The organism is Microbacterium testaceum (genome assembly GCF_003075375.1).
Lineage (GTDB): Bacteria > Actinomycetota > Actinomycetes > Actinomycetales > Microbacteriaceae > Microbacterium > Microbacterium testaceum_E.
Genome location: NZ_QDFT01000003.1, coordinates 1 through 24,480 on the forward strand (window position 1 = coordinate 1; position 24,480 = coordinate 24,480).

Consider the following 24,480-nt stretch of genomic DNA (forward strand, 5'->3'; position numbering starts at 1 on the left):
GGGGCTCGACATCGAACTGGTCCAGGCSACGACGCGCGCCGTGCGACCCGGGTGCAGCGCGGCGCGCTGGGCCTGGACCAGTTCGATGTCGAGCCCCGCGGCGGCGGTCAGCACGCGCACGGCGTCGACGGCATCCGCGAGATCGGCGGCGAGCGCCGCCTGCCCGGGCTGCTTGGCGACGGAGTGACCGGTCAACAGGATCGCCACGTGGCGGCGCTGGGGCGGGATCGACGCATCGAGGGCCGTCAGGGTCGCGGCGTCGGGGCGCACCGCGAGCGGCGGCACCGACGGCGTGCCGTACTGCACACCGGGCTTCGGCAGGAAGACGGTCCCCGTCTCGAAGAGGGCGAGATCGACGATGCCGCGCGACACGTTGCGGTGCGCCACCTGCAGCAGGGCCGGGACGAGCGAGCGACGCAGGTAGGGCGACAGGCCGTCGAGCGGATTGGCCAGTTTGACGCTGGGCAGCTTCTCGCCCGAGGGCGAGCCGTGCAGCGCGTTCTGCTCCTCTGTCGTGAACGGGAACGAGGGCGTCTCGACGAAGCCGGCGGAGGCCAGGGCGTTCGCGACCCGGCGGCGGCCCTGCTGTGCCGAGGTCAAGCCGCGACCCGACGGCGGGGTCGGCAGCACCGAGGGGATGCGGTCGTAGCCCTCGATGCGCGCGACCTCTTCGGCCAGCGTCCACTTGTCGGTGAGGTCGTGGCGCCACGAGGGCGCGGTGACCGACCAGCCGCCGTCGCGCTGTTCGACCGCGCACCCGATCAGCTCGAGCGCCGAGACGGTCTCGTCGTCGGTGTAGTCCACGCCGATCAGGCCCGACACGAATCCCGCGGGCAGGGTGATCGCCTCGCGACGGTACTCCGCCGACAGCGACCCGCCGAGCTCGGTGTCGAGCGTGCCGCCGGCGAGCTCGACCATGAGCGAGGCGACGCGCTCCGCCGCCACGAAGGGCACGAGGGGGTCGACACCGCGCTCGAAGCGCCGCGATGCCTCGGAGGGCAGCTTGTGGCGCCGCGCCGTGCGGGCGATCGAGACCTGATCGAACGTCGCCGCCTCGATCAGGACGTTACGGGTGGCGTCGCTCATCTCGGTGGGACCGCCGCCCATGACGCCGGCCAGACCGATGGGCCCCGACTCGTCGGTGATCAGCAGATCCTCGGCATTCAGCGAGCGAACCTGTCCGTCGAGCGTCTCGAGCTTCTCGCCCTGCTCGGCGCGACGGACGGTGATGCCGCCCTGCAGGCGGTCGAGGTCGTACCCGTGGATCGGCTGGCCGAGCTCGAGCATCACGTAGTTGGTGATGTCGATCAGCACGCCGAGCGAGCGGATGCCCGCGAGCGAGAGTCGCGTGATCATCCACGGCGGGGTCGGACGCGAGGGGTCGACGTCGCGCACGATGCGCGCGACGAACTCGCTCGCTCCCGCGCGCCCGCGGATCGGGGCGCGGTCGTCGACGGAGATCGAGAACCCCGAGGGCGTGCGCGAGGCCGCCTCGTCGTGCCCGGTCCCCGGGTCGCGGAACGCCGCCCCGGTCGCGTGGGAGTACTCGCGCGCGACGCCGCGCAGCGACAGCGCGTAGCCGCGGTCGGGCGTGACGTTGATCTCGACGGCGATGTCGTCGAGGCCGAGTAGGGCGATGGCATCCGTTCCCACGGGAGCGTCGATGCCGAGTTCGACCAGGCGCAGGATGCCGGAGTGCTCGCTGCCGAGACCCAGCTCCTTCGCCGAGGCGATCATGCCGTCGGACACGTGGCCGTAGGTCTTGCGGGCCGCGATCGGGAAGGGGCCGGGCAGCACGGCGCCGGGCAGGGTCACCACGACCTTGTCGCCGGCGAAGAAGTTGCCGGCACCGCACACGATGCCGCGTACTCCGCCGTGCTCGGCACCCACGTCGACCTGGCACCACCGGATGGTCTTGCCGTTGGACTGCGGCTCGGGCGTGAACTCCACGACCTGTCCGACCACGATCGGGCCGGTCAGTTCGAAGCGGTGCACGTCCTCTTCTTCGAAGCCGACGGACACGAGCGCGGCGAGGACGTCCTCGGGCGTGGCCTCGGTGGGCACGTCGACGTACTCGCGCAACCAGGAGAGCGGGACGCGCATCAGACCACCATTCCGAACTGCTCGCTGAAGCGGACATCGCCCTCGGCCATGTCGCGCATGTCTTGCACGTCGCTGCGGAACATGAGCGTGCGCTCGATGCCCATGCCGAACGCGAAGCCCGAGTACTCCTCGGGGTCGATGCCGGCGGCCCGCAGGACGTTGGGGTTCACCATGCCGCAGCCGCCCCACTCGATCCATCGCGCCCCGCCCTTGAAGGTGGGATGCCACAGGTCGAGCTCGGCGCTCGGCTCGGTGAAGGGGAAGAAGTTGGCGCGGAAGCGCGTCTTGGCCTCGGGCCCGAACAGCACGCGCGCGGCGTGGTCGAGGGTGCCCTTGAGGTGGGCCATCGTGATGCCCTTGTCGACGACGAGGCCCTCGAACTGCGTGAACACCGGCAGGTGCGTCGCGTCGAACTCGTCGGTGCGGTAGACCCGGCCCGGGCACAGCACGTAGATCGGCAGGTCGCGCTCGAGCATCGAGCGCACCTGCACGGGGCTGGTGTGGGTGCGCAGCACCAGGTGCCGCGCGACCGGGTCGACGAAGAAGGTGTCCTGCATCTGCCGCGCGGGGTGGTCGACGTCGAAGTTCAGCGCGTCGAAGTTGAACCACTCGTGCTCGAGCTCGGGCCCCTCGGCGATCTCCCATCCCATGCCGACGAAGATGTCGGACACCTGCTCCTGCAGGAGGGAGATGGGATGCCGAGCCCCGACGCGGGCGCGCTGCGGGAGCGCCGTGACGTCGATGCGCTCGGCCTCGAGCTGGGCGGCGGTCTCGGCCTCGGCGAGCTCGGCTTCGCGGGCGGCGAGCGCCTGGTTCACCTGTCCGCGCGCCTGGCCGACGAGCTTGCCGAAGGCGGCCTTCTGCTCGGGGGCGACGTGGCGCATCTGGGCGTTCAGGCGCGCGAGGGACGACTGGTCTCCCGTGTGCGCGGAGCGGGCGGCTTTCAGGTCGGCCGTGGTCGCGGCGGCGGCGATGGCGGCAAGAGCCTCATCGACCGCGGAGGCGACGGCCTCGGGGGTGATCTCGGGTGCGTCGGACACGAGATGAGAGTCTACCGACGGGCGGGGACACCGCCCCGCCCGTCGGTCGCTCACAGTCCGTGGGAGTCGTGCTTGCCGAGACCGCGCTGGGCGACGATCAGCTCGGTGTCCGTGCCCGTCTGACCCGCGGGCTCGGCGGGGGCGACGGCGCCCGCCTTCGGCGATTTCCGCAGGCGGATCTCGACGCGGTGCGCCGCGAACGACAGGGCGAGGCACATGGCGACGTAGATGACGCTCGCGATCATCGCGGCGGGGATCAGGGGCGAGCCGTACTCGCCGTTCGAGCCGAGCAGGCGAGCGAAGTAGAGCAGCTCGGGGTAGGTGATGATGAAGCCGAGGGCGGTGTCCTTGAGGGTCACCACGAGCTGGGCGATGATGACGGGGAGCATGGCCCGGATCGCCTGGGGCAGCAGGATCAGGCGCATGACGCCGGACTTGCGCAGACCCACGGCGTAGCCCGCCTCGCTCTGACCGCGCGGCAGGGCCTCGACGCCGGCGCGGATGACCTCGGACAGCACCGAGCCGTTGTACAGCACCAGCGCGATGACGACGGCCCAGTAGGACGACATCTTGATGTCGATGACCGGCAGGCCGTAGTAGAGCAGCAGCATGAAGACGAGCACGGGGACGGCGCGCAGGATCTCGACGATCCACCCGACCGGCAGACGCACCCACCGGTGGTCCGACATGCGGCCGATGGCGAGCACGAAACCGAGGACGAGGGCTCCGACCGCGGCGACGGCGAAGGCCGAGAGCGTCGCCAGGGTCGCCTCGCCGAACCGCTCCCAGATGGCGGAGTAGGTGAAGACGTTCCACTTCGCCGCGGAGAACTGGCCGGTGTCGATGAAGCGCCAGATGACGAAACCGATCACGGCGGCGACGAGCAGCAGCGTGACCACGCCGATGATCCGGTTGCGCAGTCGTGCGCGCGGGCCCGGAACGTCGTACAGGACGGAGGAGCTCATCGGGCGACCTTCCACTTCTTCTCGGCGGCGTTCTGCACGGCGGCCAGCAGCAGCACGAGGATGACGAACACGACCATGACGAGCAGGATCGTGACGAGCTGGTTCTCGCCGTTCTCGCTCATCGTCGCGCGGATGTTGCCGAGGTTGACGACCGAGAACCCGGCGGCGACCGTGGTGTTCTTGAGCAGGGCGATGAAGACGCTCATCATCGGCGGGATGACGGAACGCGTGGCCTGCGGCAGCACGATGAGCGACATCACCTGACCGAAACCGAGGCCGAGGGCGCGCGCCGCTTCGGCCTGGCCCACCGGCACGGTGTTGATGCCCGCGCGGATGGTCTCGGCGACGTAGGTCGCCGTGTAGACGCCGAGGCCGCACACGGCCAGGAGCAGGAAGCTGCCGCGCGGCACGTCGACGAGCAGCGGCACGCAGAACGCGAAGAAGAACAGCACCAGCGTCAGCGGGGTGTTGCGGATCCAGTTGACGTAGACCGCGCCCACGCCGCGTGCGATCGGCACGGGCGAGACCCGCATGGCCGCCACGATGAAGCCGAGCACGAGGGCGATGAGTCCGCCGCCCACGAAGAGCACGACGGTCCCCCACAGCGCCTGCGCCCACAGGTCGGGGTAGTCGAAGATCTGATTCACCGGAAGCTTTCCGTTCTTTCGCGTCGTGCTCGGGAGAGTGCGGGCGGCGCCGTGGCGCCGCCCGCACGGGGATCAGCTGACGGGGTCGACCGTCGGCTGCTCGCCGGAGACGCCCGAGGCGCCGAGGTTCTTCTCGAAGATGGCCTGCCAGGTGTCGCCGCCATCGGTGAACATCGTGTTCACGAACTCCTGGAAGGCGGTGTCGCCCTTGGCGATGCCGACGCCGTAGCGCTCCTCGCTGAAGGGCTCGCCCGCGATCTTGAGGTTGTCGGGGTCCTGGGCCGCGTAGCCGAGCAGGATGGCCTCGTCGGTGGTCACGGCATCCACTTCGCCGTTCTTCAGCTTCTCGACGCACTGCGAGTAGGTGTCGAACTCGACGACCTGGGCGGGGGTCTGCTCGCGGATGCGCTGGATCGGGGTCGACCCGGTCACCGAGCAGACGGTGGTCTCGGCCGTGAGCGAGTCCTTGCCGGTGATGGTGTCGTCGTCGGCGGCGACCAGCAGGCCCTGACCGGTGAGGAAGTACGGACCGGCGAAGGAGATCTGCTCCTTGCGCTTGTCGGTGATCGAGTAGGTGCCGACGTAGTAGTCGATGTCGCCGTTGATCAGCGCCTGCTCGCGGTTGGCCGAGGCGATCGCCTTGTACTCGACCTTGGACTCGTCGGCGGGGTCGAAGCCGAGCGATGCCGCGATCCAGCGCGCGGTGTCGACGTCGAAGCCCTTTCGCTCACCGGTCACGGGGTCGAGGTAGCCCAGCCCGGGCTGGTCCTCCTTGACGCCGACGACGATCTTGCCCGCCGACTGGATCTTGTCGAACGTGGGGCTGTTCTCGATCGTCACGTCGGACGCGACCGCGCCGTAGACGGGAGCGTCGCCGCTGCCGCCCTCGGAGCCGCCCTCGGCGCCGGGGGTGCCGCTGTTGCAGGCCGTCAGGGCCAGCAGGCCGGCGGCGATGATGCTCGCGCCGGCGAGAAAACGTGTCTTACGCATGTGATGTCTCCTTGGTTACGTGTGCTGTGCGGATGGATGAGTCGTCGGGACGGCGCGCAAATCGACCGGGGGGGACGGTGGATGGGCGTTCGGCGGAGAACCTCCTCGTTCGGCGCCGTCGGAGCAGGATCAGTGCGTGATGAGCTTCGAGAGGAAGTCCTTCGCGCGGTCGGATTCGGGACGGGTGAAGAAGTCCTCGGGCGCGGCCTGCTCGACGATCTGACCGTCGGCCATGAAGACCACGCGGTTCGCCGCCTTGCGGGCGAAGCCCATCTCGTGCGTGACGACGATCATCGTCATCCCGTCCTTGGCGAGGCCGACCATGACGTCGAGGACCTCGTTGATCATCTCGGGGTCGAGCGCCGAGGTCGGCTCGTCGAACAGCATGACCTTGGGCTTCATCGCCAGCGCGCGGGCGATCGCGACGCGCTGCTGCTGACCGCCCGAGAGCTGGGCGGGGAGCTTGTCGGCCTGGTGGCCCACTCCCACGCGCTCGAGGAGCGCCCGCGCCTCTTTCTCGGCATCCGCCTTCTTCATCTTGCGGACCTTGATCGGGCCCAGCGTGACGTTCTCGAGGATCGTCAGGTGCGCGAACAGGTTGAACGACTGGAACACCATGCCGACGTCGGCACGCAGCTCGGCCAGGCCCTTCCCCTCTTTGGGAAGCTCCTTGCCGTCGATGGTGATCGAGCCGCTCGTGATGGTCTCGAGGCGGTTGATGGTGCGGCACAGGGTCGACTTGCCCGAGCCCGAGGGACCGATGACGACGACCACCTCGCCGCGGTCGACGGTGAGGTCGATGTCCTTCAGCGCCTGGAACTGGCCGTAATGCTTCTGCACGTCGGAGACGACGACGAGGGGCTCGGAGCCCGCCGGGGGAACGGATGCCATGTGTTCACCCTATGAGGGTGAACCTCCCGCGACCACATTCCCGCGCAGGCCTTAACCGTTCTGTAACAGCCGCCCTCAGTGCGCGCGCTGCGCGAAAGCCGTCTCGTACAGGCAGACGCTCGCGGCCGTGGCGAGGTTCAGCGACTCGGCCCGGCCGTAGATCGGCAGCCGCAGAGCGAGGTCGGCGTGGGCCAGAGCGGCCTCGTCGAGACCACGCGCCTCGTTGCCGAACAGCCACGCCGTCGGCTGCGCCAGAAGATCCCGGGATGCCAGGAAGTCCGCCCCATCGACGTCGGCGGCGACCACGCGCAGACCGGCCTCGTGGACCCGTTCGACCACGTCGGCCAGGTCGAGGTCGGCCGCCACCGGGACGTGGAACAGCGATCCGGTCGTGGAACGCACCACCTTGGGGTTGTACGGGTCGACCGTGCGCCCCGTCAGGATCACGGCGTCGGCACCCGCGGCGTCGGCGGCGCGGATGATCGTGCCCAGGTTGCCCGGGTCGCGCACCTCTTCGCAGATGGCGATGAGGCGCGGACCGCCGGCCAGGACGTCCTTCAGCGCCGTCGGGGCCTGGCGGGCCACCGCGACGATGCCCTGGGGGGTGACGGTGTCGGCCATGGCATCCAGGACCGCCTCGGTCGTGTACTGCAGGTCGACGCCCGCACGCTCTGCGGCGTCGCGCACGTCCGTGTGCTTCTCCATCGCGGTCGGCGTGGCGTACACCTCGAGCACCGTCTCGGGCGCCCAGGCGAGCGCTTCGCGGGCGGCCTGCGGGCCCTCGAGCAGGAACAGACCGGTCTCCTGCCGGGCGGCGCGCCGACTGAGTTTGGCCACGGCGCGTACCCGCGGCGAACGGGGGTTCTCCAGCACGATCCGAGTGTATGACGGCGACGGAATGAAACCCCGGATGCCGCGCGAGAACGACGGAACGGGCGCCCTCCGAAGAGGACGCCCGTTCCGGGAGAAGATGCGCTTACGCGGTCTTCGCAGCGTTGACGTCGCTGGGCAGGGCCGCCTTGGCGGTCTGCACGAGCGAGGCGAACACGGCCGGCTCGTTCACGGCGAGCTCGGCGAGCATGCGGCGGTCGACCTGGACGCCCGCGAGGCCGAGACCCTGGATGAAGCGGTTGTACGTGAGGCCGTTCTGGCGGGACGCGGCGTTGATGCGCTGGATCCACAGACGACGGAAGTCGCCCTTGCGCTTGCGGCGGTCGCGGTACGCGTAGACCAGGGAGTGGGTGACCTGCTCCTTGGCCTTGCGGTACAGACGCGAACGCTGTCCGCGGTAACCGGAGGCGCGCTCGAGGATGACGCGACGCTTCTTGTGGGCGTTTACTGCCCGCTTGACTCTAGCCATTTCTGTTTCTTCCTAACGTGCGTCGGCGCTCAGAGACCGAGGAGCTTCTTGGCGACCTTCGAGTCACCCTTGGCCAGGACCTGCTCCTGGTTCAGGCGACGGGTGCGCTTCGAGGCCTTGCCTTCGAGGTTGTGGCGCATACCGGCCTGCTGCTTCATGAGCTTGCCGCTACCGGTGAGCTTGAAGCGCTTCTTGGCACCCGAGTGGGTCTTCTGCTTCGGCATCTGTCTTCCTTCGTTGGTGTTCCCGGCGGAGCGGGAGTCTGGGGAGCTTTACTCGGCGGGGGCCGAGGTGGGCGTTTCTTCCGGGGCCGAGTCGCCGCGGGCGGCGCTGCGTGCCGCCTCGCGGTTCGCCGCGCGCTGCGCGTTCTGCTCGGTCTTGACCTCGGACTTGTTCTTGTGAGGAGCGACCACCATCACCATGTTGCGGCCGTCGATCGTGGGGTTCGACTCGACGGTGCCGAACTCGGCGACGTCTTCGGCGAACTTGCGGAGCAGGCGCACACCCTGCTCGGGACGCGACTGCTCACGACCACGGAACAGGATCATGGCCTTCACCTTGTCGCCCGCCTGGAGGAAGCCCTCGGCGCGCTTGAGCTTGGTGATGTAGTCGTGGGCTTCGATCTTCAGACGGAACCGGACCTCTTTGAGGACGGTGTTCGCCTGGTTACGACGCGTCTCTTTGGCCTTCTGAGCGGCCTCGTACTTGAACTTGCCGTAATCCATGATCTTGACCACGGGCGGCTTCGAGCTCGGCGCAACCTCGACCAGGTCGAGGTCCGCTTCCTGGGCCAGGCGCAGCGCAGCTTCGATTCGGACGATGCCGACCTGCTCGCCGTTGGGTCCGACGAGACGGACCTCCGGGACTCGGATGCGCTCGTTGGTGCGGGGATCGCTGATGCGGAACTCCTCTTGTGTGCGGGTGGTGGCCGCCGCGATCCGATCGGACCACGGGCGAAGAGGAGTACACACGCCACCCGGCACGGTGCTGTCAGCACCGGCTTCTGCACCCTGGCGACCCCGTGCGACACGGAGCGGAGTGCGGGAACCCGGTAGCCTGGAGCGGCAAGCGCGGGTGGGATGTGATCCTCTTTCGTACGGAGTGAAACACTCCGAAGCCCGCCATAGTCTAGCAGAGAGATTCACGTGGACACGATCCCCTCCGACCAGCCCGCCGACGACCACGCCCCGCACCGTCACGGCGCAGAAGACGAGCGCCTCGCCCGCTGGGAGGAGCAGGAGCGCGCGTCCGCCTCCGCCACCCGCGACATCGCCGACGTCTCCGCGGTCGAGGTGATCACGACCGCCGCGGTCCACCTGATGAGCGCCGCCGCCGTCAAGACGGGCCTGGCAGACAACCCCGCCGAACAGCTGGACCTCGACGAGGCCCGCAAGCTCATCAACTCCCTCGCGGGACTCATCACCGCCGGCGCCCCCGAGATCAGCGACATGCACGCCCGCTCGCTGCGCGACGGTCTGCGTTCGCTGCAGCTCGCCTTCCGCGAGGCCTCGGTCATCCCGGACCCGATCGGCAAGGGCCCGGGCGAGAAGTGGACGGGCCCGGTCACCTGAGTCGTTCCTTCCGGGGGGGGTACCGGCCGCGGGACAGCTCCCCCGCGGCGCCCGCGGGCACCTGTCACGAGAACAGGCGAGGCCACGAGAACAGGGCGATCGAGCGGGAATCGGCCTGTTGCCGTGGCATCCCCTGTTCTGATGACCTCGAACGGGCGGCGGTCAGGCGTCGGAGCTGCGGTGGAGCTTGACCGTCAGGGAATCGACCAGGACGGCGATGCGGTCGTCGGCCGCCCAGCGGCGTGCGATGCGCGTGAGAACGGCATCCAGCTCCTCCTGTTCCAGACCCGACATGAGCTGCAGGTGCACGACCAGCTCGGGCCCGCGCAGGCGCCCGGTGGGGTCGCCGGGCTCGACGGCGAGGTCGAGTACGGCCAGCTCGCCCGAGATGCTCTGCTGCAGGCCGGTGAAGATGGTCGGCGAGGTGTGGGCGGGCTCCCAGGGCTCGCCCTGCGCGATGGCCCACACGGCGGGACGGCGGAGGACGAACTCCGTCTCGGATGCCGGATCGATCACGATGAGCTCGGTGTCCTCGGACGCGGCGGCGAGGGCGGTGCGCCGACCGTCTGCGGGGACCGGGCGGGCCGTGGCATCCCAGGCCTGCATCGCCGTGACCGAGGTGAAGACCGGCAGCACCTTGCGTCCGTCGGGAGCCGCGACGGTGACGATCGACAGCTCCTGGGTCTTGTCGACCTCGAGGCCGTGCGCGCCGATGCCGTGGTCGCCCTTCTCGGCGACGAGCGGGATCAGCAGTCGGGCGTCGCGATAGGCGTCGACGACCCCGCGCGCGTCGGACTCCCCGGCACGGAACGACACGAGGGCGGCGAGCAGCGCCGGGTCGGCCGAACCGTCGTCGCCCGAATGCGGATTCGCCTCGAAGCGGCGTCCCTCCCAGGGCACGCCGGCCGAATCCGCGGCCGCGCCGTCGGGCAGTGCCCCGTGCGGCCCGTGCGGATCGCCGTCAGTGCCCGGCGACATCCAGCGCCTCGGCGAGCGTGAACTGCCCCGCGTAGAGGGCCTTGCCCACGATCGCACCCTCGACGCCCAGCGGCACGAGCTCGCGCAGAGCCGCGATGTCGTCGAGGTTCGACACGCCGCCCGACGCGACGATCGGCTTGGGGGTGCGCTGGGTCATCTCGCGCAGCAGGTCGATGTTGGGGCCGCGCAGCGTGCCGTCCTTGGTGACGTCGGTGACGACGTAGCGGCTGCAGCCGGCATCCTCGAGGCGTTCCAGGACCGTCCACAGGTCGCCGCCGTCGCGGGTCCAGCCGCGGGCCGCGAGAGTCGTGCCGCGCACGTCCAGACCGACGGCGATCGCCTCGCCGTAGCGATTGATCACGTCGGCGGCCCACTCGGGGTTCTCCAGGGCCGCGGTACCCAGGTTGATGCGGCTCGCGCCGCTCTCGAGCGCCGCCTCGAGCGAACGGTCGTCACGGATGCCGCCCGACAGCTCGACCTGCACGCCCTTGACCTGCTTGATGACCTTGCGCATCACGCCGGCGTTGCTGCCGCGCCCGAAGGCCGCGTCGAGGTCCACCAGGTGGATCCACTGCGCACCCTGACGGGCGAAGTCGGCGGCGGCATCGACCGGGTCACCGTAACTGGTCTCGGTACCGGCCTCACCCTGGGTCAGACGGACGGCCTTGCCGTCGGCGACATCGACCGCGGGAAGCAGCACCAGTTCGGGCGTGGACGCGAAATCGTTCATGGCTCCTCGCACCCTTCGGCGCATCTCGCCGAGCCGGGGCACGAGGTCACACAGTAGTCGCGCGCAGCCCGTCGATCCAATTGGACAGCAGGCGGATGCCGGCCTCGCCCGACTTCTCGGGGTGGAACTGCGTGGCCGCCAGGGGACCGTTCTCGACGGCGGCGATGAACGGCGCACCGTACGTGCACCACGTCACCGCGGGCTGCGGGAACGGCGGGGTGACCTCGAGCGACCAGTCCTGCGCGGCGTAGGAGTGCACGAAGTAGAAGCGCTCGTGCTCGATGCCCTCGAACAGGCGCGAGCCCTCGCCGACGTCGACGGTGTTCCAGCCCATGTGCGGCAGCACCGGGGCCTGCAGCTCCGCGACCGTGCCGGGCCACTCCCCCAGACCCTCCGTGTCGGTACCGCGCTCGATCCCGCGCTCGAACATGACCTGCATACCGACGCAGATGCCCAGCACCGGGCGACCGCCCGCGAGGCGGCGATCGACGATCTCGCCGCCGCGGCTCGAGGTGAGCGCACCCATCACCGCGTTGAACGCGCCGACACCCGGCACGAGCAGTCCGTCGGCGTCGAGGAGCAGGGCGCGATCCGAGGTCAGGCGCGCATCGGCCCCCGCCTCGATGAGCGCTTTGACCGCGGAGTGGACGTTGCCCGATCCGTAGTCCATGACCGCGACGACGGGCTTGCTCACAGGGCTCCCTTGGTGCTCGGGATGCCGTCGACAAGCGGGTCGAGAGCCTTGGCCTGCCGGAAGGCCCGGGCGAGGGCCTTGTACTCGGCCTCGGCGATGTGGTGCGGGTCGCGCCCGCCGACGACTCGGACGTGCACCGTCAGACCGGCGTGGATCGAGATGGCCTCGAACGAGTGGCGTACGAGGGAACCGGTGAAGTGCCCCCCGATCAGGTGGTGCTCGAAACCGGCCGGCTCGCCCGTGTGCACGAGATAGGGCCGCCCGCTGATGTCGACGACCGCCTGCGCGAGCGCCTCGTCGAGCGGGACGAGCGCGTCGCCGTATCGTGCGATACCCGACTTGTCGCCGAGGGCCTGGCGGATCGCCTGGCCCAGCACGATCGAGGTGTCTTCGACGGTGTGGTGCGCGTCGATGTGGGTGTCCCCCGTCGCGCGGACGCGCAGGTCGGTCAGGGAGTGCTTCGCGAAAGCCGTGAGCATGTGGTCGAAGAACGGCACGCTCGTGGAGATGTCGCTCGTTCCCCGCCCGTCGAGGTCGAGCTCGAGCTCGACGCGGGACTCGCTCGTCTCACGCGTGATCGAGGCGGTGCGGGACGTGGAGGGGCCGGTCATGCTCGGGATCCTATCGAGGCGAGGGCGTCGAGGAATGCGGTGGTCTCGTCGGCCGTTCCGGCCGACACGCGCAGGTGGTGCGGGATGCCGACGTCGCGGATGAGCACGCCCCGGTCGTACAGCGCCTTCCACGTCGCGGCCGGATCATCGACTCCGCCGAAGAGCACGAAGTTCGTCCAGGACTCGTGCGCGGTGTACCCGAGGGCGGCGACGGTCGCCGAGATCCGGTCGCGCTGCGCGACGATCTCGTCGACCATCGCGAGCATCGTGTCGGCGTGGCCGAGCGCGGCGGTGGCGGCGGCCTGCGTCAGCGCGCTCAGGTGATACGGGAGGCGCACGAGGCGGAGCGCGTCGACGAAGGCGGGATCGGCGGCGAGGTAGCCGACGCGGGCACCGGCGAACGCGAACGCCTTGCTCATGGTGCGCGAGACGACGAGACGGGGGCGACCGGGCAGGAGCGACAGCGCCGACGGCTCGTCGCGGGGCGCGAACTCCTCGTAGGCCTCGTCGACGATGACGACGCCGTCGGTGGCGTCGTAGACCGCCTCGATCACGTCGAGACGCAGGGGCGTACCGGTGGGGTTGTTGGGCGCGCACAGGAAGACGATGTCGGGACGCTGCTCTCGCACCTGAGCGGCGGCGGAACCGGCACTCAGGGTGAAGTCGTGCTCGCGCTCCCCCGCGACCCAGCGCGCGCCGGTGGCTCGCGTGAGGATCGGGTACATGGAGTACGTGGGGGCGAACCCCATCGCGGTGCGCCCCGGTCCGCCGAACGCCTGGAGGATGTGCTGCAGCACCTCGTTCGAGCCGTTGGCCGCCCAGATCTGCTCGGGCGACAGGCCGTGACCGAGGTAGGTCGCGAACGCCTCGCGCAGCGGGGTGAACTCGCGGTCGGGATAACGGTTGACGTCGCGCAGCGCCCGGGCGATGGCGTCGAGGATGTCGTCCGCGACCTCGGCCGGAACCGGGTGCGTGTTCTCGTTGACGTTGAGGGCCACGGGCAGGGCGGCCTGCGGGGCCCCGTAGGGGGTCATACCCCGAAGATCGTCACGAAGAGGGAGGTCGTCGAGGCGTACGGTCACCCCACCCATCGTAGGCGGCGACGCGGTCCCGGGATGGCGCAGCGGCATCCGTCGAGAAGGAGCGGTCTCAGCCGGCGGGGGCGTACTCGGCCGGGATGGCGATGCGCTGACCTGCTGCGACCGAACCGCCCGGCAGGGCGTTCAGGCGGGTGATCTCGGCGACGACGTCGCGCGGGTCGACCCCGGGGGCGAGGTCTTCGGCGATCGACCAGAGGGTCTCGCCGTCCATCACCGTGATCTCGGCAAACGAACCGGCGGGGGCACCCGCCTCGCTCGAGGCGAGCGCGGACCCGCCGCTGAGGGCCGCGATGCCGATCGCCGCGGCGACCGGGAGGGCGACCAGGAACGCCACGACACGACGCCCGCGGGCGGTGATGCGCAGGCGGGTGGTCGGGGCGGTGAAGGCGATGCTGCTCATGGTGTGCTCCTTGACGGGGAGAGATTCGCACCCCGACCTCGGCCGGGAGACCGGGGTGCGAATCTGTATTCCGAATCTATCTTCGATAGTGCAGGGGTGTCAACAACCCGTGAGTCGCAGAGGAATCGAACGCGACACGCGCGGAGGTCCGTGCGTTCCGCCTCGATCACCGGATACGGTTTCGACACGGAGACCTCATCACCAACCTCCGACATTCGAAGATCCGCCGTCTTTCCGCGGCGCGAGGGGAGCCCAGATGACCGACGCGACGACTGCCGCCGGCCGCGAACGACCGCAGACGCGGCGACGCAAGAACCTCAGCGACAAGCAGCTCGCGATCCTCGAGGTCATCCAGCGTTCGATCGCCCGGCACGGCTATCCGCCGAGCATGCGCGAGATCGGCGACGCGGTCGGGCTCAAGTCGCTGTCGAGCGTCACGCACCAGCTCAACCAGCTCGAGCTCAGCGGCTACCTGCGACGCGACCCCGGCAAGACCCGCGCGATGGAGGTGCTGATCGACCTCCCCGGCGCCGCCGCCGAGAACCCCGCCGACACCGCCCCCGCACTGGGGGATGCCGCCCTGGTCCCCCTCGTCGGCCGCATCGCCGCGGGAGTGCCCATCACCGCAGACCAGCAGGTCGAGGAGATCTTCCCCCTCCCCCGGCAGCTGGTCGGCAAGGGCGAGCTGTTCATGCTCAAGGTGTCGGGTGATTCCATGATCGATGCGGCGATCTGCGACGGCGACTGGGTCGTCGTGCGCTCGCAGGCGACGGCGGAGAACGGCGAGATCGTCGCGGCCATGCTCGATGGCGAGGCGACCGTCAAGACGTTCCGTCGCCGCGACGGGCACACCTGGCTCCTGCCGCGCAACAGCGCCTTCGAGCCGATCCTCGGCGACGAGGCGGTCGTCCTCGGCCGGATCGTCGCGGTCCTGCGCACGGTCTGACCCGCGGAGAACCGAAAAAGAGGTCCGAGCGGGTGAACCGTGCCCGCTGCGGCCGGGCGCCGCGCACCCGTTCTCCTACGGTGAGGGCACGAGCCCGAGAGCGAGAGCCATGCCGTCGACCGACACGACCTCCCCGACCAACCAGTCCGAGCCTTCCCCTCCGGCCCCGCCGGAGCCCACCGCGGCGGACGCCGCCGACGAGGTCGGTACGGGCGATTCGCCCGCCGCGACGCCGGCGCCCTCCGCCGACGTGGCGGGCGCGGACCTCGCCACGGACCGCCCGGCGATGTCGGCGCCCGCGCGTCGTCGGCCGCGACGCAGCACCCTCGTGCTCGGCGCCGCTCTCGTCGCGGTCCTCATGGCGACCGGTGCCGGGGCACTCTGGGCCGCGGGCGCTCTCGACGACGCACGCGGTGAGATCCGCGAACAGCAGCAGCGGCTCGAACAGCAGCAGCGCGAGATCGACCGGCAGCGCGAGGTGATCGAGCGCAAAGAGGAATTCGGTCTCGCCCTCGGCGCGGTCGAGGGCGCCGTCGCCCCGCTCATCGGCCTCCCGTTCGCGAGTTTGGTCCCCTGGGACCGGATCGACGCCGTCGTGGACGGCGCCTGGAGCCACCGATGGAGCGCCGACGCGCTGGCCCTCGACACGGACTCCCTGCGCGACCTCGCCGACGATCTGACCGCGCAGCGCGCGAACGCCGAGGTCGAGGCGGCGACGAATGCGACCGGCACCGCGTGGGAGGCGACCCTCGACCAGCTCGGCTCCGGGTGGGTGTCGACGCGCTTCATGGACGTCTCGACCGAATGCGGAGACGACGCCATGGCGTGCGTGTGGCAGGTCCAGCCGTTCGTCGTGCGCGTCGGCGACCGCACCCGCTCCGATCCCACCCTGACCGACTGGATCCGCACGGGGGTGGCCTACCACGAGTTCGCGCACGTGCTGCAGTTCACCAATCCCGGGCCGACGCAGGCCGCTCTCGACGCCTTCGGCGGTGACGTCGAGACGATGGCCGACTGCTACGCGCTCACCGAGCTCGACGGGTGGTCGTTGCACCACGAGGTCCCCATCGACGAGGTCTCGCTGTGGGAGGTCTCGGTCGGCTACGGCGTCACCTGCGACGACGCGCAACGCGCGCGCATCCGCGAGTGGGTGTCGTCGGTCGGGGTGCAACGGCATCCCGACGCCGGCTGACCGGGGCGACCCGCAGCACTGTCGGACCCCCTGCGTAGGGTGGATGCCATGGCTCGCACGCTCCCCTACGGATCCTGGCCCTCCCCCGTCACCGCCGAGGCGGTGGCCGAGTCCTCGCCGCGCATCGACGGCGCGCTGCTCGTCGGGAACGAGGTGTGGTGGGGCGAATCCGTGCCGAGCGAGGCCGGTCGCGTCGCGGTCAAGCGCCGGACCGCCGACGGGCGGACCGAGACCGTCCTCCGCGCCCCCTTCAACGCCCGCTCGGCCGTGCACGAGTACGGCGGCGGCGCGTGGGCCGCATCGCCCGACGGCGAACTGTACTTCGTCGAGAAGAGCGACCAGCGCGTCTACGCGCTGACTCCGGGCGGACAGCCGCGCCCGCTCACGGCCGCCGACGAGGCCGTGCGCCACGGCGGCCTGCGCGTCGAGCGCGGGGTGCTCCTGGCGGTCCGCGAGACGCACGGCTCCGCCCGCGTTCCCACGCGCGCCATCGTGCGCATCGCGACCGACGGGTCGCAGCGCGTCGACGTGTTGGCCGAGGGCAGCGACTTCCTCGCACAGCCCGCCCTCTCGCCGGACGGCCGGCGCCTCGCGTGGGTCGCCTGGGATCACCCGGACATGCCGTGGGATCGCACCGCCATCCGCGTCGCGGACCTCGTCACGGGCGGGGTCGCCCAGGTGGCCGGGGGCGTCGAGCGGGCTCCCCTGCAACCGGTGTGGGTCGCCGACGACGAACTGCTCTATGCCGACGACCCGGACGGTCGGTGGAATCTGTTCCGCCACCCGCTTGACGGCGACGCGCAGCCCCTCGCCCCGGCCGACGCCGACACCGGAGGGGGCCTGTGGGTCCTCGGCACCCGCTGGTTCGGCGCCACGGACGACGGGCGCGTGGTCGCCGTGCGCACGCACGGAGCCGATGAGATCGTCGAGATCTCACCGACGGGCGTGCGTCCGCTCGACGTCCCCTCGGTGGCCACCTCGTCTATCGACGACGTGAAGGGCACGCGCGCCCTGGTCTCGGGCGCGGATGCGAGCGGTCGCGCCGGTCTGTGGATGGTCGACCTCGACTCCGGCGAGATCGAGCTCGTCACCGGCGGCGCGGGCGCGTGGTCCGCGGAGTGGATGCCGACGGCCCTGGCCCTCGAGACCCCGGGGCCGCACGGTCCCGTCCACGCCTTCGCCTACCCGCCCACGCATCCCGACGTCGTCGCCCCCGACGGCGAGCGTCCCCCGTACGTGGTGATGGTCCACGGCGGGCCGACCTCTCACGTCGGGCCGGCGCCGTCCGCCAAGACGGCGTTCTTCACCAGCCGGGGCATCGGCGTCCTCGACGTCAACTACGGCGGGTCGACCGGCTACGGTCGTGCGTACCGCGACCGCCTCGCCGGCCAGTGGGGCGTGGTCGACGTCGACGACGTCGCCGCCGCGGCATCCGCTCTGGCTCAGGCGGGACTCGCCGATGCCGATCGCATCGCCATCGCGGGCGGCTCGGCGGGCGGCTGGACGGTGCTGGCCGCGGTCACCACCACCGACGTCTTCGGCGCGGGCATCTCGCGCTACGGCGTGGGCGACGCCCGAGCGCTGGCCGAGGACACGCACGACTTCGAGGCGCGCTACCTCGACGGGCTGATCGGCCCGCTCCCCGAGGCCGAGGACGTCTACGTCGAACGCTCTCCGCTCAGCCACCCCGAACGCTTCCGCGTCCCGCTGCTCATCCTGCAGGGCTCCGAGGACCGGGTGGTGCCTCCGTCGCAGGCCGAGGCGATCCGCGACGCGCTCGTCACTCACGGGATCCCCCACGCCTACGTGCTGTACGAGGGCGAGGGGCACGGCTTCCGTCGCTCCGAGACCGTCATCGACTCGCTTCAGCGCGAGCTCGGCTTCCTCGGGGCCGTGTTCGGTTTCGACACCCCCGGCGTACCGCCGCTCGCGCTCGACGGCGGCCCCGCCGCGCGGTGACGACGAAGGCCCCGCCGACATGACGTCGGCGGGGCCTCGAACCACCGCGGTGGAGAGCCTCAGGCCGCGAAGGGGGCGAGCTCGGCCGCGAGGCGGGCGCCCACGTGGGCGTGCAGGAACGTCCCGCTCTCGCGGTGCTCCTGCGCGACGATGAGCCCGCTCTCGTGCACGGCCGACACGAGGTCTCCGCGGTCGTACGGGACGACCGCCTGCACCTCCACCGCGGGGAGCGGCAGGGCATCCTCGATCGCCGCGCGCAGCTCGTCGATGCCCTCGCCCGTGCGCGACGAGACGAACTTCGCCTGCGGCGCCAGCCCGCGCAGCACCAGACGGTCGTCCTCGCTCACCAGATCGGCCTTGTTGAACACGACGATCTCGTGGCCGAAGTCCGCGTCCACATCACCCATCACATCGCGCACCGTCATCAGCTGCGCGGCCGGGTCGGGGTGGGACGCGTCGACGACGTGCAGGATGACGTCGGCGTCGCCGACCTCCTCGAGCGTCGAACGGAACGCCTCGACCAGCTGGTGCGGAAGGTTGCGCACGAAGCCGACCGTGTCGGTCAGCGTGTACACGCGGCCGTCGGTGGTCTCGGAGCGGCGGACCGTGGCATCCAGGGTCGCGAACAGCGCGTTCTCGACCAGCACTCCGGCACTCGTCAGGCGGTTCAGCAGGCTCGACTTGCCGGCGTTGGTGTACCCGGCGATCGCGACCGAGGGGATCGTGTGACGCTTGCGCTCGGCTCGCTTGGCCTCGCGGGCGGGGGCGAAGTCGCGCAGCTGCTTGCGCAGCAGCGCCATCTTGGTGCGGATGCGGCGACGATCGAGCTCGATCTTGGTCTCACCGGGACCGCGCGAGCCCATGCCCGCGCCGCCCGCGCCGACCTGTCCACCGGCCTGACGCGACATCGAGTCACCCCACCCGCGCAGGCGCGGGAGCAGGTACTCGAGCTGCGCGAGCTCGACCTGCGCCTTGCCCTCGCGGCTCTTCGCGTGCTGACTGAAGATGTCGAGGATGACGGTGGTGCGGTCGATGACCTTGACCTTGACGACGTCCTCGAGGGCGCGCCGCTGGCTGGGCGCCAGCTCGGTGTCGGCGATCACGGTGTCGGCGCCGACGGCCGCGACGATGTCGCGCAGTTCGGCCGCCTTGCCGCGCCCGACGTAGGTCGCCGGGTCGGGGTGGGGGCGACGCTGCAGGACGCCGTCGAGCACCACCGCACCGGCGGTCTCGGCGAGCGCCGCGAGTTCGCGCAGCGAGTTCTCGGCATCCGCCTGCTCGCCCTGGGGGTGGACGCCCACGAGCACGACGTTCTCGAGGCGCAGCTGTCGGTATTCGACCTCGGTGACGTCCTCGAGCTCGGTCGACAGGCCCACGACGCGGCGCAGTGCGGCGCGCTCCTCGCGGTCCCACTGGTCGCCGTCGGCGTCTCCGCCGTACGCCGTCGTGGCGTCCTGGAGTGCTTGCGCCGCACCGAAGACCCGGACCCCGCGGTGCGCTTCGGCGCGCGAGAGCACGCGGTCCACCGGATCCACGGCGGGCGCGTCGATGCTCGGGGGTGTGGTCTGTTCGGTCATGTGTTCCTTCCGTCGCGGGCGATCCCGCGTGTTCTGGCACTTTATCCGCCCCGGTGGGGCAGACGGCCGTCCGATATCCTGGAGGAATGGGGAGCGAGCACTATTTCAGCGCGTCGCCGTCGAGTCCCGAACAGCTCCGTCGCATCCGTGCCACGCTCGCCGGTCGTGAACTCGAGCTCGTCACGGCGGGCGGCGTCTTCAGTCCGGATCACGTGGATGCCGGCACGTCGGTGCTGCTCGCGAATACGCCTCCCCCGCCCGCCGGTGGGAACTTCCTCGACCTGGGGTGCGGGTGGGGTCCGATCTCGATCTCGCTCGCGCTCGCCTCACCGCACGCGACCGTGTGGGCGGTCGACGTCAACGAACGTGCTCTCGATCTCGTGAGGCGGAACGCCGAGTCCCTCGGCCTCAGCAACATCAACGCCGTGCGGCCCGAGGATGTTCCCGACGACGTCGAGTTCCGCACCATCCGCTCCAACCCGCCCATCCGGGTCGGCAAGAACGAACTGCACGGCATGCTGCAGCACTGGATCCCCCGCCTGTCGGAGCGTTCCGACGGGTGGTTCGTGGTCCAGCGCAACCTCGGCTCCGATTCGCTGCAGCGGTGGCTCGCCGCGACCTTCGCCGACGGCTACGGCGTGCAGCGGGCCGCGACCGGTCGCGGCTTCCGCGTGCTGCGGGTGCGCAAGCACGGATCGCCGCCGAGCGAGCTCATCGACGTCGTCCGCTGAGCGGGATCGCGCGCAGGATGCCCTGGCCGGTCACCCCGTCTGCGCGGGTTCTCAGGCGAGGGCGACCTCGCCCGTGAACACCAGGGATGCCGGTCCCGACAGGTACACACGCCCCTCGGACACGCGCACGCCCAGGGTTCCCCCCGGGGTGTCCGCGATCCACGTGTCGGGCGCCGCGGCCCCGGCCCAGTGCCGGACGGCGAGGGCGGCCGCCGCGACCCCCGTGCCGCAGCTGAGCGTCTCGCCGACCCCGCGCTCGAACACGCGCAGGCGGATCGCTCCCACGCCGTCGCGCACGAGCGGATCGGCCGGGACGACGAACTCCACGTTGGCCCCGTGTCGGGGCGCCGGGTCGAGGACGGGCTGGTACGTGAGGTCGAGTCCCTCGAGTTCCGCCTCGGACGACAGGGCGACGACCACGTGCGGGTTGCCGACGTCGATGCCGACGCCGGGTCGTGCAACGCTCAGGCCCTTGGCACGAACCAGGGTCTCCGCGGCATCCACGGTGAAAACGCCCAGGTCCACCTCGAAACCGCGGTCGCTGCGGGTGAGGGTCTTCACACCCGCCCGGGTGCCGATGCGCAGTCCCAACTCGATCGAGGCCAGGCCGGTGTCGGTCAGGTAGCGGGCGAACACGCGCGTGCCGTTGCCGCACATCTCGGCCTTCGACCCGTCGGCGTTGCGGTAGTCCATGAACCACTCCGCGCCGGAGGCCGCGGCCTCGGCACCCTCGTCGATCGCGGCCGAGCGCACCACCCGCAGCAGACCGTCCGCGCCGATGCCGAAGTGGCGGTCGCACAGCGCCGCGATCTGCGCGTCGGAGAGGTCGAGCTCGCCGTCGGGGTCGGACACGACCACGAAATCGTTGCCGGTGCCGTGACCCTTGGTGAACGCGAGAGAGGACATGGCCTCCAGTCTAGGGACCGCGCGCCGGCTCAGTCGGGCGCCGCCGGCCCGTCGACGATCAGGCGCTTGCCCGTGGTCCACGTCTCGAACGGCTCGTATCCGAGCGCGTCGTAGAACCCGCGTGCGGCGGCGTTGTCGGGGCGCACCATCAGCTGCACCTTCGGGCAGCCCCGTTCCAGGAGCAGCCGTTCCGCTTCGGCGACGAGGGCACGACCGATTCCGCGACCGCGATGCGACGACGCCGCGGCGAGGTAGGACAACCACCCGCGATGGCCGTCGTAGCCCGCCATCACGCTGCCGACGATGGTCTGCGCGGTGTCGGTCGCCGCGCGGTCGGACGCTGCGTGATCGGCGACGGCGGGATCGGCCTCGGCGCCACCGCCCGGGGTATCGACCGCCACCAGGAACAGCTCGGGCTGCACCGTGAGCTTGCGTCGGATGTCGGCGTGCGGATCGTTCCACGGGCGGGTCAGTCCCGCCTCGTGCCACAGCGCGACGACGGCATCCTCGTCGGAGAGGGCGAAGGGCCGGATAGTGATGCTCATGAGGCGCCCGCCCGGTCCGCCGGCAGCAGGGTCGCGGCATCCGTCGACCGCGCGTCCACCCATCGAGCCTGGGCGTAGCGTCGGAACCACGACACCTGACGCCGGGCGTACCGCCGCGTGAGCGCCTGCGTCTCGGCCACGGCGTCGTCGCGGCTGAGGTCTCCGCGCAGCTGCGCGAGAGCCTGTGCGTACCCGATCGCCCGCCCCGCCGTCGTCGAGCGTTCGAGGCCCTCGGCGCGCAACGCCTCGACCTCGTCGATCAAGCCCGCCGCCCACATCGCCTCGACGCGCGCGTCGAGCAGCGGGACGAGCTGCTCGCGCTCGACCCGCGTGGCCACGATGCGGGTGAGCGGATGCCACGGCTCCGGCGCCGCGGGAAGAGCGCCCCCGTGCGTCTCGCCGCCCTGCTCGAGCACCTCGAGCGCGCGCACGACGCGCCGACCGTTGCGCGGATCGATCCGCGCGGCCGCGTCGGGGTCGGCCTGGCGCAGTCGTGCGAAGAGCACGCCCGCGCCGCTGTGCGCCAGCTCCGCCTCGAGTCGCTCGCGCACGGCCTCGTCGCGCGGCGGGAACCGGAAGTCCCACAGCACGCTCGAGACGTAGAGTCCGGAACCACCGACGAGGATCGCGTCCGCACCGCGGCCGTGGATCTCGCGGATGGCCGTGCGGGCGGCATCCTGGAACCACGCCACCGCGGCGTCGTCGGTCACCGCGAGCGCGTCGAACAGATGATGAGGGATGCCGCGTCGCTCCGCGAGCGGGATCTTCGCGGTGCCGATGTCCATCCCGCGGTACAGCTGCATCGCATCGGCGTTGACGATCTCGGCGGGACGACCGCTCGCGGCGAGCGCCTCGGCGAGGTCGAGCGAGAGACTCGTCTTGCCGGTTCCCGTCGCCCCCACGACGGCCCACAGGGCCGGCGCGATCACACGCCGACGCGGAGCGTGGGAAGCCCCAGGGACACCGCGCGCGGCGCTCCCGCATCACCCGCGGGGGCGGGGATGCCGCATGATTCCGCTTGCGAGCGGTCCCACGCGTCGCCGGCCCGCGTGCGGCGGATGCGCAGCGGCGCCCCGTCGGGGGCGTCGGCCAGCAGGTGGAAGGGGGCGGCGTGCGTCACCGTCACCGAGACCACGTCTCCGGGGCGCGGAACGGGCGAGCCGTCGGGCAGCTCGAAGTGCACGAGCCGGTTGTCTTCGGCGCGCCCCGTGAGGCGGTGGGTCTCGGAGTCCTTCTTGCCCTCGCCCGCGGACACGAGCACCTCGAGCGTGCGCCCCTGCTGCTTGTGGTTCTCTTCGATCGAGATGCGCTCCTGCAGCGCGATCAGCCGCTCGTAACGCTCCTGGACGACCGCCTTGGGCACCTGGTCGGCCATGGTCGCCGCCGGCGTGCCCTCGCGGATCGAGTACTGGAACGTGAAGGCACTCGAGAACCGCGCCGCCTCGACGACGCGCAGGGTGTCTTGGAAGTCCTCTTCGGTCTCGCCGGGGAAGCCCACGATGATGTCGGTCGTGATGGCGGCGTGCGGGATGCGCTCGCGCACCCGGTCGAGGATGCCGAGGAACTTCTCGCTGCGGTACGACCGGCGCATCGCCTTGAGGATGCGGTCGGAGCCCGACTGCAGCGGCATGTGCAGCTGCGGCATGACCGCCGGGGTCTCGGCCATGGCCGCGATGACGTCGTCGGTGAACGCGGCCGGGTGCGGGCTGGTGAAGCGGATGCGCTCGAGACCGTCGATCTCTCCGGCGGCGCGCAGCAGCTTGCCGAAGGCGAGGCGGTCGCCGAACTCGACCCCGTACGAGTTCACGTTCTGACCGAGCAGGGTGACCTCGATCGCGCCGTCGTCGACCAGCAGACGGATCTCGTTGAGAATGTCGCCGGGACGACGGTCCTTCTCTTTGCCCCGCAGACTCGGGACGATGCAGAACGTGCAGGTGTTGTTGCAGCCGACCGAGATCGACACCCAGCCGCTGTGGACCGAATCGCGCTTGGTGGGCAGCGTCGAGGGGAAGATCTCGAGCGACTCGAGGATCTCGAGCTCGGCCTCGCCGTTGTGGCGGGCGCGCTCGAGCATGCCCGGCAGCGAGCCCATGTTGTGCGTGCCGAACACCACGTCGACCCACGGGGCCTTCTGCTGGACCGCGTCTTTGTCCATCTGGGCGAGGCAGCCGCCGACCGCGATCTGCATGCCGTCGTGCGCGTCCTTGCGCGACTTGAGGTGGCCGAGCGTGCCGTAGAGCTTTCCGGCCGCGTTGTCGCGCACGGCGCAGGTGTTGATCACCACGACGTCGGCCTCGGTCCCCGCCTCGGCGCGGACGTACCCCGCGCTCTCGAGCGACCCGGACAGGCGCTCGGAGTCGTGCACGTTCATCTGGCACCCGAAGGTGCGGACTTCGTACGTGCGGGGTCCCGCATCGCCCTGCGCGGCGGCGGACGGCGCGATCAGCGTGGGAGTGGAAACGGGGGTCGTCATGATGGATGCCAGTCTAAACGGCGCCTCCGACACCCGCCCCCGTCGACCGGGCACGGCGCGATCGGTGCCTT

At 70.8% G+C, this 24,480-nt stretch carries 26 protein-coding genes; 5 read left to right on the forward strand and 21 right to left on the reverse strand.

All coding sequences use genetic code 11. From position 1 onward, the window contains the following. The 10 genes from pheT to infC form a co-directional block, all read right to left on the reverse strand. Positions 1-2,103 (reverse strand): phenylalanine--tRNA ligase subunit beta (gene pheT, locus DC432_RS01640; protein WP_116536416.1); only part of this gene is annotated, 2,103 nt, incomplete at its 3' end. Next, positions 2,103-3,143 carry a phenylalanine--tRNA ligase subunit alpha gene (gene pheS, locus DC432_RS01645; protein ID WP_108317758.1) on the reverse strand — a complete coding sequence of 347 codons (1,041 nt, stop codon included), beginning with the start codon at positions 3,141-3,143 and terminating at the stop codon, positions 2,103-2,105. The genes pheT and pheS, both read right to left, overlap by 1 nt. A gap of 50 nt (positions 3,144-3,193) precedes the next feature. Beyond that, positions 3,194-4,108, reverse strand: a complete 915-nt coding sequence (locus DC432_RS01650) for an amino acid ABC transporter permease (protein WP_116536417.1) — start codon at positions 4,106-4,108, stop codon at positions 3,194-3,196. Further along, positions 4,105-4,755, reverse strand: coding sequence for an amino acid ABC transporter permease (locus tag DC432_RS01655; RefSeq protein WP_116536418.1), 651 nt, complete (start codon positions 4,753-4,755; stop codon positions 4,105-4,107). The genes DC432_RS01650 and DC432_RS01655 overlap by 4 nt, the downstream gene beginning before the upstream one ends. A 72-nt stretch (positions 4,756-4,827) precedes the next feature. Continuing rightward, the gene (locus DC432_RS01660; protein WP_116536419.1) at positions 4,828-5,745 is read right to left on the reverse strand and encodes a glutamate ABC transporter substrate-binding protein; all 918 of its coding nucleotides are present in this window, start codon (positions 5,743-5,745) and stop codon (positions 4,828-4,830) included. A gap of 129 nt (positions 5,746-5,874) precedes the next feature. Further along, positions 5,875-6,636 carry an amino acid ABC transporter ATP-binding protein gene (locus DC432_RS01665; RefSeq protein ID WP_108317754.1) on the reverse strand — a complete coding sequence of 254 codons (762 nt, stop codon included), beginning with the start codon at positions 6,634-6,636 and terminating at the stop codon, positions 5,875-5,877. Positions 6,637-6,711: 75 nt separating this feature from the next. Further along, a complete protein-coding gene (locus tag DC432_RS01670) occupies positions 6,712-7,509 on the reverse strand; it encodes a TrmH family RNA methyltransferase (protein WP_116536420.1) in 798 nt (265 codons plus the stop codon). 103 nt (positions 7,510-7,612) lie between these two features. Next, the gene (rplT, locus tag DC432_RS01675) at positions 7,613-7,996 is read right to left on the reverse strand and encodes a 50S ribosomal protein L20 (protein WP_108317752.1); all 384 of its coding nucleotides are present in this window, start codon (positions 7,994-7,996) and stop codon (positions 7,613-7,615) included. Between the two features lie 29 nt (positions 7,997-8,025). Beyond that, entirely contained in the window at positions 8,026-8,220 is a 195-nt protein-coding gene (gene rpmI, locus DC432_RS01680; RefSeq protein WP_013583375.1) for a 50S ribosomal protein L35, read from the reverse strand. Between the two features lie 48 nt (positions 8,221-8,268). Then, positions 8,269-8,934, reverse strand: a complete 666-nt coding sequence (gene infC, locus DC432_RS01685) for a translation initiation factor IF-3 (protein WP_108317775.1) — start codon at positions 8,932-8,934, stop codon at positions 8,269-8,271. A gap of 207 nt (positions 8,935-9,141) precedes the next feature. Between infC and DC432_RS01690 the strand changes: the two genes are divergently transcribed. Continuing rightward, positions 9,142-9,567: a DUF1844 domain-containing protein gene (locus DC432_RS01690; protein ID WP_431739669.1), complete on the forward strand. Its 426-nt coding sequence runs from the start codon at positions 9,142-9,144 to the stop codon at positions 9,565-9,567. Between the two features lie 162 nt (positions 9,568-9,729). Here the strand turns inward: DC432_RS01690 and DC432_RS01695 are convergent, their stop codons facing one another. From DC432_RS01695 to DC432_RS01720, 6 genes are read right to left on the reverse strand one after another with little or no spacing between them, the layout of a single operon-like run. Continuing rightward, positions 9,730-10,545 (reverse strand): SseB family protein, encoded by an 816-nt coding sequence (locus tag DC432_RS01695; protein WP_116536421.1) that lies wholly within the window; start codon positions 10,543-10,545, stop codon positions 9,730-9,732. Beyond that, on the reverse strand, positions 10,529-11,275 hold the full coding sequence (gene priA, locus DC432_RS01700; protein ID WP_108317137.1) for a bifunctional 1-(5-phosphoribosyl)-5-((5-phosphoribosylamino)methylideneamino)imidazole-4-carboxamide isomerase/phosphoribosylanthranilate isomerase PriA: 747 nt from the start codon (positions 11,273-11,275) through the stop codon (positions 10,529-10,531). The genes DC432_RS01695 and priA overlap by 17 nt, the downstream gene beginning before the upstream one ends. Before the next feature lie 46 nt (positions 11,276-11,321). After that, complete coding sequence (hisH, locus tag DC432_RS01705) at positions 11,322-11,945, reverse strand: imidazole glycerol phosphate synthase subunit HisH (RefSeq protein WP_116536511.1); 624 nt, start codon at positions 11,943-11,945, stop codon at positions 11,322-11,324. Between the two features lie 20 nt (positions 11,946-11,965). Then, on the reverse strand, positions 11,966-12,580 hold the full coding sequence (gene hisB / locus DC432_RS01710) for an imidazoleglycerol-phosphate dehydratase HisB (protein WP_116536422.1): 615 nt from the start codon (positions 12,578-12,580) through the stop codon (positions 11,966-11,968). Beyond that, positions 12,577-13,671 carry a histidinol-phosphate transaminase gene (locus DC432_RS01715; RefSeq protein WP_207770723.1) on the reverse strand — a complete coding sequence of 365 codons (1,095 nt, stop codon included), beginning with the start codon at positions 13,669-13,671 and terminating at the stop codon, positions 12,577-12,579. The genes hisB and DC432_RS01715 overlap by 4 nt, the downstream gene beginning before the upstream one ends. A 58-nt stretch (positions 13,672-13,729) precedes the next feature. Beyond that, positions 13,730-14,080, reverse strand: coding sequence for a LysM peptidoglycan-binding domain-containing protein (locus tag DC432_RS01720; protein ID WP_116536424.1), 351 nt, complete (start codon positions 14,078-14,080; stop codon positions 13,730-13,732). A 256-nt stretch (positions 14,081-14,336) separates the two neighbouring features. Here DC432_RS01720 and lexA point away from each other — a divergent pair, with 256 nt between their 5' ends. The 3 genes from lexA (at position 14,337) to DC432_RS01735 (ending at position 18,177) form a co-directional block, all read left to right on the forward strand. Continuing rightward, positions 14,337-15,026 carry a transcriptional repressor LexA gene (gene lexA / locus DC432_RS01725; protein WP_108320602.1) on the forward strand — a complete coding sequence of 230 codons (690 nt, stop codon included), beginning with the start codon at positions 14,337-14,339 and terminating at the stop codon, positions 15,024-15,026. Positions 15,027-15,135: 109 nt separating this feature from the next. Then, on the forward strand, positions 15,136-16,218 hold the full coding sequence (locus DC432_RS01730) for a hypothetical protein (protein WP_116536425.1): 1,083 nt from the start codon (positions 15,136-15,138) through the stop codon (positions 16,216-16,218). Between the two features lie 48 nt (positions 16,219-16,266). Next, entirely contained in the window at positions 16,267-18,177 is a 1,911-nt protein-coding gene (locus DC432_RS01735) for a S9 family peptidase (RefSeq protein WP_116536426.1), read from the forward strand. 59 nt (positions 18,178-18,236) lie between these two features. On the opposite strand, the gene hflX is transcribed toward DC432_RS01735, so the two are convergent. After that, positions 18,237-19,754 (reverse strand): GTPase HflX, encoded by a 1,518-nt coding sequence (gene hflX / locus DC432_RS01740; RefSeq protein WP_108320662.1) that lies wholly within the window; start codon positions 19,752-19,754, stop codon positions 18,237-18,239. An 86-nt stretch (positions 19,755-19,840) separates the two neighbouring features. On the opposite strand from hflX, the gene DC432_RS01745 reads away from it, so the two are divergent. Continuing rightward, positions 19,841-20,485 (forward strand): class I SAM-dependent methyltransferase, encoded by a 645-nt coding sequence (locus tag DC432_RS01745; protein ID WP_116536427.1) that lies wholly within the window; start codon positions 19,841-19,843, stop codon positions 20,483-20,485. Between the two features lie 51 nt (positions 20,486-20,536). Here DC432_RS01745 and dapF read toward each other — a convergent pair whose 3' ends face one another. Genes dapF through miaB form a run of 4 tightly spaced genes read right to left on the reverse strand, consistent with a single transcriptional unit; the run spans position 20,537 to position 24,409 of the window. After that, entirely contained in the window at positions 20,537-21,391 is an 855-nt protein-coding gene (gene dapF / locus DC432_RS01750; protein ID WP_116536428.1) for a diaminopimelate epimerase, read from the reverse strand. Between the two features lie 29 nt (positions 21,392-21,420). Then, positions 21,421-21,936 (reverse strand): GNAT family N-acetyltransferase, encoded by a 516-nt coding sequence (locus DC432_RS01755; protein WP_116536429.1) that lies wholly within the window; start codon positions 21,934-21,936, stop codon positions 21,421-21,423. Beyond that, on the reverse strand, positions 21,933-22,865 hold the full coding sequence (gene miaA / locus DC432_RS01760; RefSeq protein WP_116536430.1) for a tRNA (adenosine(37)-N6)-dimethylallyltransferase MiaA: 933 nt from the start codon (positions 22,863-22,865) through the stop codon (positions 21,933-21,935). Before miaA ends, DC432_RS01755 begins: the two co-directional genes overlap by 4 nt. Beyond that, positions 22,862-24,409, reverse strand: a complete 1,548-nt coding sequence (miaB, locus tag DC432_RS01765; protein WP_116536431.1) for a tRNA (N6-isopentenyl adenosine(37)-C2)-methylthiotransferase MiaB — start codon at positions 24,407-24,409, stop codon at positions 22,862-22,864. Before miaB ends, miaA begins: the two co-directional genes overlap by 4 nt. Positions 24,410-24,480: the final 71 nt, after the last annotated feature.

What these genes read in the sequence shown, in the direction of transcription:
- hflX (WP_108320662.1), bottom strand. Translation starts at nt 19,754, where the DNA reads ATGACCGAACAGACCACACCCCCGAGCATCGACGCGCCCGCCGTGGAT.
- DC432_RS01745 (WP_116536427.1), top strand. Translation starts at nt 19,841, where the DNA reads ATGGGGAGCGAGCACTATTTCAGCGCGTCGCCGTCGAGTCCCGAACAG.
- DC432_RS01650 (WP_116536417.1), bottom strand. Translation starts at nt 4,108, where the DNA reads ATGAGCTCCTCCGTCCTGTACGACGTTCCGGGCCCGCGCGCACGACTG.
- DC432_RS01695 (WP_116536421.1), bottom strand. Translation starts at nt 10,545, where the DNA reads ATGTCGCCGGGCACTGACGGCGATCCGCACGGGCCGCACGGGGCACTG.
- hisB (WP_116536422.1), bottom strand. Translation starts at nt 12,580, where the DNA reads ATGACCGGCCCCTCCACGTCCCGCACCGCCTCGATCACGCGTGAGACG.
- DC432_RS01755 (WP_116536429.1), bottom strand. Translation starts at nt 21,936, where the DNA reads ATGAGCATCACTATCCGGCCCTTCGCCCTCTCCGACGAGGATGCCGTC.
- miaB (WP_116536431.1), bottom strand. Translation starts at nt 24,409, where the DNA reads ATGACGACCCCCGTTTCCACTCCCACGCTGATCGCGCCGTCCGCCGCC.
- rpmI (WP_013583375.1), bottom strand. Translation starts at nt 8,220, where the DNA reads ATGCCGAAGCAGAAGACCCACTCGGGTGCCAAGAAGCGCTTCAAGCTC.
- priA (WP_108317137.1), bottom strand. Translation starts at nt 11,275, where the DNA reads ATGAACGATTTCGCGTCCACGCCCGAACTGGTGCTGCTTCCCGCGGTC.
- DC432_RS01665 (WP_108317754.1), bottom strand. Translation starts at nt 6,636, where the DNA reads ATGGCATCCGTTCCCCCGGCGGGCTCCGAGCCCCTCGTCGTCGTCTCC.
- DC432_RS01720 (WP_116536424.1), bottom strand. Translation starts at nt 14,080, where the DNA reads ATGAGCAGCATCGCCTTCACCGCCCCGACCACCCGCCTGCGCATCACC.
- DC432_RS01660 (WP_116536419.1), bottom strand. Translation starts at nt 5,745, where the DNA reads ATGCGTAAGACACGTTTTCTCGCCGGCGCGAGCATCATCGCCGCCGGC.
- DC432_RS01735 (WP_116536426.1), top strand. Translation starts at nt 16,267, where the DNA reads ATGGCTCGCACGCTCCCCTACGGATCCTGGCCCTCCCCCGTCACCGCC.
- rplT (WP_108317752.1), bottom strand. Translation starts at nt 7,996, where the DNA reads ATGGCTAGAGTCAAGCGGGCAGTAAACGCCCACAAGAAGCGTCGCGTC.
- lexA (WP_108320602.1), top strand. Translation starts at nt 14,337, where the DNA reads ATGACCGACGCGACGACTGCCGCCGGCCGCGAACGACCGCAGACGCGG.
- dapF (WP_116536428.1), bottom strand. Translation starts at nt 21,391, where the DNA reads ATGTCCTCTCTCGCGTTCACCAAGGGTCACGGCACCGGCAACGATTTC.
- hisH (WP_116536511.1), bottom strand. Translation starts at nt 11,945, where the DNA reads ATGGACTACGGATCGGGCAACGTCCACTCCGCGGTCAAAGCGCTCATC.
- DC432_RS01715 (WP_207770723.1), bottom strand. Translation starts at nt 13,671, where the DNA reads ATGGGTGGGGTGACCGTACGCCTCGACGACCTCCCTCTTCGTGACGAT.
- DC432_RS01730 (WP_116536425.1), top strand. Translation starts at nt 15,136, where the DNA reads ATGCCGTCGACCGACACGACCTCCCCGACCAACCAGTCCGAGCCTTCC.